The following is a 13,114-nucleotide window of genomic DNA, read 5'->3' on the forward strand; positions in this document are numbered from 1 at the left end:
TCCGTGCCGTTCGGGAAGTCCGCTCCTTCTGCGTGCACGACTGTGCGCCCATGCCATGCCCCACCGGTTGCGTCCCTGCCGCCTGGAGCATTGGACGCGCGCGAGGATCCTGCCCGGGCATACGGGCGGGTACTACAGGCATCGATCCCCACCATCCGTCCCCGCCACAGGGCAGGGGTTAGTCCGCAGAGGAGGGACGCCACTGCGGGGGCAGTTGCAGCACTCCTGGCTTGGCCTTTGCGGCGGCCTCCCGCAGCCCTTGAGGACACGTGCCAGACGCGGAAAGAAGGCCAGCAAAATCCACCCTTCCGTCGGTGAACTTCGCGTCGGTGAAGTTCACGGTGCCGCCGGTGAACTGCGCACCGACAAAGTTCACGGTGCCGCCGGTGAACTCCGCGCCGAAGAAGTTCACGGTGCTGCCGGTGAACTGCGCACCGACAAAGTTCACGGTGCTGCCGGTGAACTTCGCTCTGGTGAAGTCCACGGTGCCGCCGGAGAATTCCGCACCAGAGAAGTCCACGACACCTGTGGTGAAGTGGGCGCGGGTGAAGTCCACGGTGCCTGTGGTGAAGTGGGCGCGGGTGAAGTCGCCGCCGTCGAAGACGGTGCCGGTGAAGTCGAAGTCGCAGCCCTGCCAGGAGACGGGGGCGTCCTCGCGCAGGCGGGTGGTGATGGTGCGGATGATGGTGTGGCGCACCTCCCGGAAGGCGGCGAACTCCAGGGAGCGTTTCTGGTGCTCGGCGCGCTGCTCGTCGGTGGCGTCCTCGGGCAGGGGGCCGGGTTCGGGGTCGTAGGGCATGCGCAGGTAGGCGCACAGCACGTCGATGCACATCTGCCGCAGCTGCTGGGTGGGGGCGTCGTCGGCGAGGTGGGCCAGGGCGTGCACCCCGGCCAGGCGCACCGCGGCGTGTTCACTGCCGAGTTTTTCGCTGGCGCCTTCGAAGCGTTCGGTGAACAGGCGGGTGTTCTCCCGCTCCTCCGCCTTTTCGGTAAGGCGCTGGCGCCGGTAGGAGATGACCAGGGCCGCCACCGCGCCCAGGCCGGCGACCACGGCGAAGGCACGGGTGGCGATCGCGTCCAGGTTCTGCGGGGAGAGCCGCTCGGGCACCTCCAGGCCGGGAGAGCCCAGCAGCAGCCAGACCACCGCGACCATCCCGGCCACCACCGCGGCGGCCGCACCCCAGGCACCGAGGATCAGCCAGCCCAACCAGACCGGGCCCTTTTGCCGCCGCCAGGTCTTCCACGCCCCCACGACCACCACGGCCAACACCGCGCCTGCCAGCAGTCGCCCGGCCGGGAGGGCATCAGGCAGCAGACGGGCGGTGAACGGCACCAGCGGCCAGGCCACCCAGGTGAGCGCTCCCGCCGCCCCCGCGATCACGGCCCCGGCGGCCCGGTCCCGGAGGGGGATGGCCTGCCAGCGTTCTTTGGCAGCGGTCCACGCTCTTCGGGTCCGGTGGGACAGCCGCTGCGCGGCGGTCTTCACCGTTGTGGACGGAAGGGGACGATGAGCGGGGGACGGACGGCGCATGCCCGTCACGCTGGACCGGTCCGGCACGAATCGGGGCGGGGACGGCTCAGAGGATGAGGGCGGCTGCGGGCCGGAGGCGGGAAGTGGGGGAGTCTCAGCCATGGCGACCACGGTAGAGCGCCTGCGGCTCTCCGCGCTGTGGGAAGTCCGTCCGAATCCCCCGGATTACCGAAACCGGTCACTCGTCCCACGAGGAGGTCATGCCCAGTCTTTTGGCCTTCCTGTCGAAGAACCCCTCGTGCACACTCGGGAACGGAAGGAGTCATCCGTACAGGTGGGCGTGGTCGAACTTGTCGCCCTGCCCGGAGCAACGGTCTGCCACACAGCCGCAGGGCGTACCCGCCCCTTTCTGGAAGCTCGGGGCCGGATCGTTCTTCAGCTTCCCCGCTTCTGCACGTGTCTTCCCGTCTCCTGCCCGGCCGCAGCCTCTTCGGTGATGATCGCGTCCACATCCGGTCCGCTCTCTTCCTCGTCCACGGGACAGCACCAACCAAAGCCTTGCCGTTGATGTTCAGGTCACGGGAGGCGGTGGCCGATTCCGGCCACGCCACCGCAAACAGCACTTCAATCAGGTCGGCATCGCTTTTGCGCACCCGCGGGGTCAGAACTGAAAACAACATCAGGAGATAGGCTGCGCCGAAGTCGGGGCGGCAGCCACCGCAAAGGAGCCACCCGCGCCGACGCCGATCAGCACACACCACTCCCCCGGTCCTCCACGGCAACCGCACCGTCCTGGAAAGCGCGCTGCTACGACACCATCGGCAGATGGTCCACGTCCCCGACGCACAATACGCCTTCGAGAGCATCGACCTGAAGAGGACCTGGACGGCCACCACATGGGCGGAGGTGCCCGCGATTGGGGTGCTTGGCGGGTGATCGGCTGATCGTTGAAACCATTCTCCGTCCCTCCCTTGACCCCCGAGACGAGAAGCACCGGTAACGGTTGGTCAACGCCGTTCAGCCGACCAGAATGCGACCTCTTCGGAGGTTTCGTTGAGCACCGACGACATCGACGTCCTCTGCGACACCGCGACCGCGCTCACCGCCCGCTACGTCGAGTCGGCCAGGGCCGCCAAGACCCCCGAGGAAGAAGAGCACTAGGGCACCAAGATCCTTGACCTGCGCGACGAGCGCCACAGCGTCGATCACAACGACCGTGAGGCCATCCGCGAGCACACCCGCCGCTGGGCCAGCGAACTGGAAGAACTGGAACGTTGACGGCGCCTGAGGAGTACGCCCTCAGCCGCGAACAACTCGACCGCCTCTTCGAACGGCCCGGAACAGCCCGAACCCGGTGTCCGTGACTTCGTCTTCGGACGCTACTCCGCCACCCGGACGATCCGGTGCCGGTGCTTCTTGGAGGACAACCCGGGGCCGGCAAGAGCGCGCTGCCGAGAGTGCCAAGGAACGCCACCCCGATCGTCTCGTCCCGATCATCGGCGGCGGCCTGGGGCGTTCCGCCCCTCTGGAGGCGAAGCGGTTGTGGATGGCCCCCTGAGAGGGGCTGTAGTGGGGGCGTAGCGCCAGTCCGTCCAGGCGCTGACCGGAGTCCAGGCGGTTTACCCAGGAAGCAACCGTGCTGCCGGGGATGTCGGCTTCGGTGATGAGGTCGGCCGCGACCACTTTGTCGGGGGCGTCGGCCCTGGCGGGCGCGGGTCGGCGCCCGCCAGGGCCGTTCCGGGCACCTGTCCGGACAACGTTCGTTTCCCAGCAGTCGGCGCCGACCAGTCGCAGTGAAAGGTGGGACGGCTCCGCGTCCGTGTTCACCCCCGACCGGCGGCGTCCTTGTCCGTCCCGGCGCACTCACCCATTCCCTCCACCTACCCGCTGACCAGCCCATTGCCGCTTTCCGGCGTATTTGGTTCGCCCCCGCTCGGGTCCCGCACCGAGCCCGAAGGGGGTGCGCTTTCGCTGGTGGGGTGCGAGCGGAGTGCGGGATGGATCGGCAGCAGGAGCCCTCTGGTGGTTCCTGGGTGCGGTCCAACCGCAGTGATAACTGCAACACCAGCGACCAGAAACAGGTCATATCAGGGCAAATTACACTAAACCACCAGGCCGTCTGGGTTCTCTGCATGCTTTCTGAACTGCGGGAACAACGACTTGTTGCCGCTTTCTCCCATATCCCGTCCACACCCCAACCAGAAGGGAAACGCGGCTGAGACACCTGGCAGAGTGTCGTCGTTCTGTCCGAAGAATCGGTTGCAGTCCTAAAGGAGTGCAGCCCTAAAGGAGCGCAATGAACCTCCTCAAGAAGGTGGCAGCAGCAGCGGCAGCAGCGATCGCGATGGTCGGTAGCGTGACAGTCGCTACTCCGGCCTTGGCCTCCGACGTCCTCTGGATCAACCAAGACAAGGTCCTGAGCATCAGCAATGCAAGAACCGCCCTGTCCGTGGACACACCGCGCGGAACCGTCCAGATCCGCTACGGCACCTACAACGGAGTCCAGTACGGCTGGGGACGAGCTTTGAACGCACCGGCGGGCTACACCTTGGTTTTCGAGGCGGACACCAACGGCGACCGCATCATGGACGAAGGCGCCACGGCATACCTCACCGGTAGCAGCGCCGTGTGGACTTGGGGGGCTTCCACCTCCGCCAGTAGCGCCCGCGCCTTCCGGGCGTGCATTCTCTCCTCCTCGCAGATGTCGTGTTCGGAGACCAGTAGCCGAACTGGGTGGTGGTAGGCCCCGTCGAGTGAGGCGGACATGACACCGGCCCGCACCCCCTTGTTCGGGGGTGCGGGCCGGTGTGGTTCAGGGAGAAGGCGAACCAGGGGGTGGTGAACCAAGTAAGTCCGAAAGGGGCAATGGCCTGCCCTGCCCCACCTCGCAGGTTTGTGGGGGTGGGGGACGAGAATCGACGGCTGCGATCATTCCGGGGACTGTCAAGGGATGATCGTGTCACAGCGGAGCGCAGGGTCAGCCCAGGGCGAGCCATCGGATGCCGAGCTGTTCGATCCGCGCGGCCTCTGGTCCGTCCAACGGCTCGCGGCCCGTGGCTTTGCGCAGGAAACGCGGCCGGTCCCACCCCAACAGGTCGGCGGCCGCCCTCTGCTCCGCGCCGAGAAGCAACTCCAGCACTGCGTCACCGGCTGACGGGGTGAGCCAGGATTCGCGTCCGAGCGCGTCAGCCAGGTCGAGACCGTGGACAGCGACCTCGACGACTCGGGTGAGCAGGAACTCCGACAGGAGCATGGCATCCCCGTGACGCGTCCGGACGGTGCGGCCGACCGGCTGCTCCCGGCACATTCGGTGGACCTGCCGCCAGGTCGCGGTGAAATCCCCGACAAGGGCGGAACCGTCAGCCGATTCCGCTGCCCGGCTTTGCGCCAGAGCGATCCGGGCACTGTTGGTCCGAGGAGAAAAGCGGTCGTCCGGCCGGTAGTAGTCCGCAGCGGAAACCCCCGCTCCCTCGGGGGCCGGCGCCTCCAGCATGCCCGGAAGCCAGTCGATCACGACGCACACGTGCCCGAGGAGGTCGCGCACGGTCCAGGGCGTGCAGCGTGTCGGAAGGCTCCACTCGGCTTCGGACAGCCCTGACACAGCATCGGTGAGCGCCTCGCATTCTCGACGAAACACTTCGAGCACACGGTCCTGACGCATACCGGTGACGCTACCGTCACGGGTCAGCCCGGCCGAAGCCGTCGACCCGGCGACCTGTCCCTCTCGGAAGTCCCCCGTTGCGGCCCCCGTGCTCTCCCACCCGGCGAACAGGAGGCCGAGGCACGGCTCCCGGATACCGGAACTCTTGGACGCGTCCCTTACCTGCCGGTACACCGCCCGGCAGCAGCAACCACGAGCAGCACCACCACAAAGGTGCGAACCGAACCGATGACGTTCGGCTTCACGGGGCCCTTCCTCATCGCGGCCCGGACAGCCGAAACGGAGGCTCGAAACAGGCCGTAGCGCTCGGCATTGAAGGACCACCGAAACCCCTCCTCCGTATCTCGCCGTGGTTCCGGGCGTTCGGCGTCTCCCACGACCGCCTTCCCCTGTCCGGTTTCAGAAATGGCCGTTTTCGGCGGAAGCCTGTCCGGATCGGCTGTCGACGGGAACAATCCCTGCATGGGACACACAAAGGCCCGCGCGGGGCCTTGGAGGTGGATGCGGTGATACTGTCCAGAGCCTGGACGCTGTCCTTTCTCGCGCCCACATGGAAGCAGGAAGCCAACGATCTGGACCAACTGGTCGTCCTTGCGGCCATGACCGCTTCGATCGTGGCCTTGCGGCTGGTCGGCCTCGTTTGGCAGAAGATCTCCGACCCTGGTGGTGGGAGAAGGGACCGCTTCACAGACTACCCACAAAACATCGGCGCCAAATTTGCCCTGCCCAGGCCTCCCAAGGAACTGGTGGGACGCAAGCGGGAGTTGAAGGCACTGCTGGCCCGACTCGCCCCCACCAAAACACCCCGAAGCACAGCAGGAAAGAGAGCAGCCTCGGGGGTGGTGATCTCAGCGATGGGTGGGACGGGCAAGACCGCCCTGGCCTTGACCGCAGGCGCGGTTGCCCACCGCAAACAGTGGTTCTGTGCGGCGCTGTTCGTGGACCTGCGCAATCCCGCACCCGGAGCAGAGCCGTTGTCGGCAGAGGCGGCACTGAAGGTGCTGCTGCGCCAGATGGATGTGAAGCCTGAAGACATTCCCCATGGCCTGTCGAAGCGCTCCGCCCTCTACCAGAAGAAGCTGGACGACCTCGCCCGCAACGACAGCAAGCACCGTCCGGTGCTGGTGGTCGCCGACAACGCCAACAGCACCGCCCAGGTACACCCCCTGCTGCCCAGGTCGGGCGGGCACCGACTGATGGTCACCAGCCGCAGCGGCCTGCCCCTGACCGGAATTCGGCATCTGGACCTGAACGTCCTCAGCCCCAGAGCGGCCCGGAGGGTTCTGGTCTCTGCTCTGCCCGCCAACGACGCCCGCGCCCACGACAAGGCAGGGCTGAGACACTTGGTCGAACTGTGCGGCTACCTTCCCCTGGCGTTGGAGATCGCCGCCGCCCACCTGACCCACAACCCCCACCTGACCCTGAAGAGGTTGGCTGAACGCCTGGAACAGGCGGCCTCGCGGGTGAACCGGCTCAAAAACCCCGACCAGGACACTGATCAGGCACAGGTGCTACGGGAGTTCTTCGACCCCTTCCTGACCCTTCTGGACGAGACCGAGGTGCGGGTGTTTCTGCTGGTGGCCTCCGCCCCCGGTCCGACCACATCCACCACCACGGCCGCGGTGATGACCGGGCTCGCCGAAGACGAAGTCGAACAGGTGCTGGAGAGGTTGGCGGCCGTGCGCCTACTCACCCAACCCGCCCCAGGACGCTGGAACGCCCATGACGTGCTCGCCGACTACGCCACCACCCACCCGCTCCACAACCACAGCCAAGCCCTGACCCGGCTGTTGGACCACTACACAGACACCGCCCGCGCCGCCGACACCCGCCAGGAAATCTCCGGTAAGCGGTTCACCAGCCTGGGAGCGGCGTTGGTGTGGCTGGACAGGGAACTGGACACTTTGACGACCGCAGCCCTGGCCGCCCCTGCCCTCGGCCACACCCGCGCAGCCATCCACCTGTCTTTGGCCCTGGTCAACCCTCTGGAGCGCGAATGCCGGTTCGAGGACTGGGAGCAGGTCTGCCGCTCTGCCCAGAACGTCGCCCGAGACTCCGGTGATCAGGACAGCGAAGCGGCGGCGCGGTACCACCTCGGCCGGGCGCTGGAGCGGATGGACCAGTTCGATGAAGCTGCCGACACTTACCGCCGCGCTGCCGACCTCTACCAGCAGGCGGGCGATGCCTCCGGTGAAGCGGCGGCGCGGAGCGACCTCGGCCGGGTACTGGAGCGGGTGGGTCGGCTCGACGAAGCCGCTGACGCTCACCGCCGCACCCGTGAATTCTTCCATCAGAGGGGAAACATCACCGGTGAAGCGGCGGCGTGGAGCGACCTCGGCCAGGTACTGGAGCGGATGGATCGGTTCGATGAAGCCGCCGATGCTTACCGCCGTTCCGCCGACCTCTACCAGCGGGAGCGCTATTTCATCAGTGAAGCGGCGGCGTGGAGCGACCTCGGCCGGGCACTGGAGCGGATGGACCAGCTCAGCGAAGCCGCTGACGCTTATCGCCGTTCCGCCGACCTCTACCAGCGGGAGCGCTATTTCATCAGTGAAGAGGCGGCGCGGGACAACCTCGGCCGAGTACTGAAACGGGCGGGCCGGGTCAAGGAGGCTGACCGCGCCTTCGCCCGCGCCCGCGAGATCCGCGAGCAAAGACACAGACCGGTGCACCACGGAGGGACAGGCACGACTGGCGGAGGCCGGAGGGCGAGCTCGACTGGCGGAGGCTGGGGGGCGAGCTCGACTGGCGGAGACTGGGGGGCGAGCGCGACTGGCGGAGACGGGGGTGGCAGCGGCTGGGGGTGAGGACACTGCAGCGTCTTCACCCCCAATGCGGGCTCTGTCGCTTGGTGGATCAGTCGGCATGGCCTGGCCGCAGGGGATGCGCCGGTTGGGGGAGGCCACCGACGGCCCACACCCGTGCCCCCGCACCAACCAACGGGCAACGCCCACGGCGAAGACGCAGACGTGGCCCAGGACCGGTCGTGTCCTCTCCGACACCGGCGACAGCAGGAAACCGATAGGGCACTCCCCCTGAGGCTGCAGTCCCGCTCAAGACCCACGGCGACGCTCAACGCACAGCGGATACGCAGAACCTGACCGCTCAACTCCAAGAGGCCCCAAGAGGGCGAACCAGGCACGCCGGAAGCGGCACCGGAGCACCAGATCCAGGACGGAAGATTCCCGAAGAACAACGAGGACCACGGCGCCTCTTCAGGCCTACTCGCCGTCCATCAGCCGATTCTCCCACGCCCAGGCCGCGACCTCGACCCGGTTGCGCAGTCCAAGACGGGACTGGATAGAGGACAGGTGGCTCTTGACCGTGCTCAGGGAGATGAACAACTGGTCAGCGACCTCCTGGTTGGTCAGGCCGCGGGCGACGGCGCGGACGACCTCGGTCTCACGGGCCGACAGCGGATTGGGCCGTGCCCTGGCCGACGTGCCCGCAGCGGTGAGGTGGCGCAGGAGCCGCAGGGTGACCGACGGCGAAATCAGGGCGTCCCCCGCATGCGCGGAACGCACGGCCTCCACGAGCAGCTGGGGCCCCGCGTCCTTGAGGACGAAACCCACGGCCCCGCCTCTGAGCGCCCCGTAGACGTACTCGTCCAGGTCGAACGTGGTCACCACGACCACCCGCAGCGGGTCGGCCACCCCAGGGCCCGCCAGGGCACGAGTGACCTCCAAACCGTCCAGGCGCGGCATGCGTATGTCCACCAGGCACACGTCCGGTCGCCCCCGCCGCGCCAACTCCACCGCCTCGGCACCGTCACCGGCCTCCGCGACCACGGTGATGTCGGGCTGGTCCTCCAGGATCCGACGCAGACCACCACGGACCATGGCCTGGTCATCGGCCACCAGCACCCGGATGGTCATCGGCGTTCCCCCAAGGGCAGCAAGGCACGCACACGCCAGCCGGCCCCCGGGCACGGTCCGACACTCAGCGAACCACCGAGGGCCTCAACACGTTCACGCATCCCCACCAGGCCGTAGCCGCCGCGGCGGTGGCGGGTGTGCGCAGCATCGTCAGCGACCTCCACGACGACCACGTCCCCGTCCCGGGTGAGGCTGACCGTCACGGAGGAGGCGTGCGCGGCGTGACGCGCGACGTTGGTCAAAGCCTCCTGGACGACCCGATGGACGGTGGTGGCCACCTCGGGCGGCCACCCCTGCCCCGTCTCAGCCAGCCGCAGGTCCACGGAGGGGCCGCCCCGCTTCGCGAAACGCTCGACGAGCCCGACGAGCTCCTCCAGCCCCGCAACGGTGGTGGGGGCCGCTCCGTCGGTGTCGCGCAGCAGCCCGACGACGCGCCGCATCGCGGCCAGCGCCTCGCAGGCGACGGACTCGATGCCGGCGAAGGAAGCCCGGACCCGTTCACCCCCGGACTGTGTGCGGGCATCAAGCTGTCCGGCCTGGGCCTCCAGGACGATGCCGGTGATGTGATGGGCCACAACGTCGTGCAGCTCCCGCGCCAGCGCCAACCGCTCGTCGCGCCGGATCCGCGCGACGGTCCGCCGACGGCGGACCTCCAGCAACCGCAACACCAGCCCCCCAGCGAGACCACCCAGCCACGTGACCGCGTTGACCGCGCCCACGGCAGAGGACGACTCCAGATTGGCCAGCGCACTGCCGACGACCACCGCCAACCCCGCGGCCGCCACCGCGCCTGCGCTCCGAACAGGAAGCGCTCGGACAGCGGAGGCGGTGAGGACCGCCAACGCCACGGCCATGGCCAGGCCGGGCTCGGCGGGAAAGCCGGCCAGCCAGGCGATCAGCACCGAAACAGCCGCGACGGACAGCCCGCCGACCGCCGCCAGGAGCCGGTGGCGTCGACGCAACAGGGCCAGGACGCCCACCACGGCCCCCACCACCGCGTCGAACCACCAGTAGCCGCCACCCCAGCTCACCGCAACGGCCACGGACTGCACCGCCAGCGCTCCGAACACGACCGCAGCCAGCACGGCGTCCACGGCCCGGGCACGCCACCGGCGCGGCCGCCTCCCACTCCTCACACGCTCCAGAGTAGAAGACGCCTTCCGCCCGCCGAACCGGCCGAAAGGACGATCCCGGACGGCGTGAGCCCCCCTTAGAGCCGATGACGACCGCACCACCGGTGCCCAGGATGGGGGCCATGACCCACGACGCACCCGCTGTGGCGGCCACGCGGACACGTATCGTCGCGCTCGATGTCCTGCGCGGTTTCGCCCTGTGCGGCATCCTGCCCGTCAACGTCCCGATCATCGCCGCCACCGGCCCACCCCCCGTCCCCGGCGCGGCAACCGCCGTAGGCGACCCGCTGTTCTGGTTCGGGTTGGCCACGTCCCAGCGTTTCCTGCCGATCTTCGCCCTGCTCTTCGGCACGGGGTTCGCGCTGCTGGCCGATGCGGCCGCGCAAAGGTCACCGAAGCCGTGGCTCATCCTGCTGCGCCGCCTCCTGGCTCTGTTCGCCATCGGCCTGCTGCACCTGCTGCTGTGGCGGGGCGAGATCCTGACCGCCTACGCCCTGGTCGGCTTGGTGGTCCTCCTCCCGTCGATGTGGCTGCCACGGTGGGCCGTGGCCGTGCTCTCGGCCGGGTGCCTCACCTTGGCCATCAGCAGCGGGGGAGGCGGTCCCCTGCTGGTGGCCGGGCTCTTCCTGCTGGGGGCCGCGCTGGTCCGCTACGGAGTGGTGGAGTACCTGGAGGAGGGGCCCGTCCGGGCCCTCGCGCTGCTGGGCCTGGTCTTCGCGGCGGGCGCGGCTGCGGCACTGTGGTGGCAGATCGACGCGGCCACCCGGAACACTCCGGCCCTCGGGCCCGCCATGGGGGTGGCCGGACTGCTGCTGGCGGGGTTGTACGTGTGTGCGGTACTCCTCCTGCTCACCACACCGCTGCGACCGGTGCTGCGAGTCGCCTTCGAACCCCTGGGCCGCATGGCGCTGACCAACTACCTGACCGCCACGGTCCTCGTCCTGGCGGCGGGCCGTCTTCTCGGCCTGGGGTTCGACTCCCTGACCGAGACGCTGACAACCGCGGGAGCCGTCCTCACCCTCCAGTGGGCGTGGTCCACCCTGTGGCTGCGCCGCCACCGTCAGGGGCCGGTGGAGCGGCTGTGGCGCTGGGCCACCTGGGGCCGCCGACCGAAACACCGCGCACGACCGGCACCGGCAACCGCGAACCCAGCAGGGGAGTCCACACCCCTCCGGGACGGCGCATGAGCCCGGCCCCGGTCACCACCGTCGTCGACGGACATGGTCCCGTGATCGATTTCTTCGACGACCCCCCGGGGGACGAACTCGCGGAAAATCCCCGCCGACCAACGACGAACACCCCAGGCGACGGGTCGTGGTGAGTCCTCCCCACGCGGGTACGGGTGGTGAAAAAACTGGTTCCTCTCCTGGTCTGGGATCCCTTCGGTAACCCATTCGCATCTGATGCCGATCGGTCTGATAGGGGAATCCATGACGCAGGAAGTGAACCTTGTCCTGCCGCGGTCCATCCAGCACAGGTTGGGGCTGATCCCCATCCCGCGCCCGTGGGCTTTGTTGCTCGACCCCCTCTGGTGACGCTCAGCCCCGGCGCCTCCCGCGAGAGACCAGGAGACGCTGGACGGAATCGGAGTCTTGACGCGGTGTTCACCAGCTGATTCCGGCCGCCACCGGTAGGTGGTCGCTGCTGGTGGCCGGCAGCACCCACGAGCCCTCCGGCTCCACGCCCCTGACCAGGATCTGGTCGATCCGCACCACCGGGAACCCCGCCGGCCAGCTGAAACCGAAGCCGTCCCCGGCCACGACCTGGACCGAGCGCAACTGCGAGGTGAGGCCGGCGAACGCACGGTCGTCCATGCTGCCGTTCAGGTCACCGAGCAGCACCACTCGCTCATTCTGCTCGGCGGCGACGGCCTCGCCGAGCGCCTGCGCGCCTCTGTCCCGCGAGTCCGTCCAAAAGCCCGCCCTGGGATTCACCCGTACGGACCCCAGGTGGGCCACATACACCGCCAGCGGCCCGTGGTCCGTGGCCACCGTGGTGCGCAGCGCCCGGGTGTAGCCCGTCTTGACGTCGACCGGGATGGTCTCCGCCAGCGGCCCGTAGTCCATCTGGATGTCGATCGGCTGGGTGTCCGACAGCGGCAGCTTGCTCCACACCCCGACCGTGCCCCGCACTGTGTGGTACGGGTACGCCTTCGCCAGTTCCCTCTCGTACGTGCCCCTGGTCTGTTCGGTCAGCTCCTGCAGTGCCAGCACGTCCGCACCGTAGGCCGCCAGGTCGCGGGCGGTGCCGACCGGATCGGGGTTGTCAGCGCCGACGTTGTGGCTGGCCACCCTGAGCTCGTGGTCCGCGTGGGACTTGTCGCCGAGCAGTCCGCCGAAAAGGTGCAGCCACACCGTGACCGGCAGCAGCAGCGCGACCACCGCGGAGGCGGAGCGGCGCCACAGCGCCCCGATCAGCGACACCGGGATGAACAGGCCGAACCACGGCAGGAACGTCTCCACCAGGCTGCCGAGATTCAGGATCTGGTTCGGAATCTGCGCGTGCCACAGCATGAGCAGGCCGAGCAGTAGCGCCAGCGCCGCGAGCACCAGGCCGCGCTTCCAGGGGCCCAGCCGGGAGCCGACGCGGATCGCCCGGCGGATGCCCGAGCGCCAGGTCCCGGCTCCGCCATCCCGGCGACCGGCATCGCCCTGTCCGGTCTCCGCCTGCGCCATCGTCTGTCCTCGCTCACTGTCGGTCACTGCTGCATCCTCAGGGCCTGAGGGGGTCGGCACACCTGCGCGGGCAACGGCGATCGATCGCCCCGTCCATCCGGACCGCGAAATCCGGCCGTGGCCCGCTGTCCGGCGAGGGCTCGTCGTGGGCCACCACCCGGTCCACGGCGCGGCCCGCACCCGTCAAGAACTCACTGTTCGCCGAACACCGCCACCGCCTGCTTCCCCGTTTCTTTCGCGTCGGCAGGCCATTGTCCCCACAACCCGCGAAAAACCGCATCTGTGGGCAACCCGTTCCG

General features: G+C 68.6%; 8 protein-coding genes. 3 read left to right on the top strand and 5 right to left on the bottom strand.

The features are described 5' to 3' along the window. Positions 1-178 precede the first annotated feature (178 nt). Positions 179-1,486, bottom strand: coding sequence for a pentapeptide repeat-containing protein (locus FOF52_RS06150; RefSeq protein ID WP_248592866.1), 1,308 nt, complete (start codon positions 1,484-1,486; stop codon positions 179-181). 2,281 nt (positions 1,487-3,767) lie between these two features. Between FOF52_RS06150 and FOF52_RS06155 the strand changes: the two genes are divergently transcribed. Beyond that, a complete protein-coding gene (locus FOF52_RS06155; RefSeq protein ID WP_248592867.1) occupies positions 3,768-4,214 on the top strand; it encodes a hypothetical protein in 447 nt (148 codons plus the stop codon). 234 nt (positions 4,215-4,448) lie between these two features. Here FOF52_RS06155 and FOF52_RS06160 read toward each other — a convergent pair whose 3' ends face one another. Next, complete coding sequence (locus FOF52_RS06160; protein WP_248592868.1) at positions 4,449-5,132, bottom strand: maleylpyruvate isomerase family mycothiol-dependent enzyme; 684 nt, start codon at positions 5,130-5,132, stop codon at positions 4,449-4,451. 506 nt (positions 5,133-5,638) lie between these two features. Here FOF52_RS06160 and FOF52_RS06165 point away from each other — a divergent pair. After that, positions 5,639-7,939 carry a tetratricopeptide repeat protein gene (locus FOF52_RS06165; protein WP_248592869.1) on the top strand — a complete coding sequence of 767 codons (2,301 nt, stop codon included), beginning with the start codon at positions 5,639-5,641 and terminating at the stop codon, positions 7,937-7,939. A 414-nt stretch (positions 7,940-8,353) separates the two neighbouring features. Here FOF52_RS06165 and FOF52_RS06170 read toward each other — a convergent pair whose 3' ends face one another. Together FOF52_RS06170 and FOF52_RS06175 are read right to left on the bottom strand one after the other, a co-directional pair. Next, complete coding sequence (locus FOF52_RS06170) at positions 8,354-9,007, bottom strand: response regulator (protein ID WP_248592870.1); 654 nt, start codon at positions 9,005-9,007, stop codon at positions 8,354-8,356. Continuing rightward, a complete protein-coding gene (locus FOF52_RS06175) occupies positions 9,004-10,143 on the bottom strand; it encodes a sensor histidine kinase (RefSeq protein ID WP_248592871.1) in 1,140 nt (379 codons plus the stop codon). Before FOF52_RS06175 ends, FOF52_RS06170 begins: the two co-directional genes overlap by 4 nt. A 119-nt stretch (positions 10,144-10,262) precedes the next feature. Here FOF52_RS06175 and FOF52_RS06180 point away from each other — a divergent pair, with 119 nt between their 5' ends. After that, on the top strand, positions 10,263-11,327 hold the full coding sequence (locus FOF52_RS06180) for a DUF418 domain-containing protein (protein WP_248592872.1): 1,065 nt from the start codon (positions 10,263-10,265) through the stop codon (positions 11,325-11,327). Positions 11,328-11,744: 417 nt separating this feature from the next. Here the strand turns inward: FOF52_RS06180 and FOF52_RS06185 are convergent, their stop codons facing one another. Then, positions 11,745-12,842, bottom strand: a complete 1,098-nt coding sequence (locus FOF52_RS06185) for an endonuclease/exonuclease/phosphatase family protein (RefSeq protein ID WP_248592873.1) — start codon at positions 12,840-12,842, stop codon at positions 11,745-11,747. Positions 12,843-13,114 lie beyond the last annotated feature (272 nt).

The organism is Thermobifida alba (genome assembly GCF_023208015.1).
Classification (GTDB): domain Bacteria; phylum Actinomycetota; class Actinomycetes; order Streptosporangiales; family Streptosporangiaceae; genus Thermobifida; species Thermobifida alba.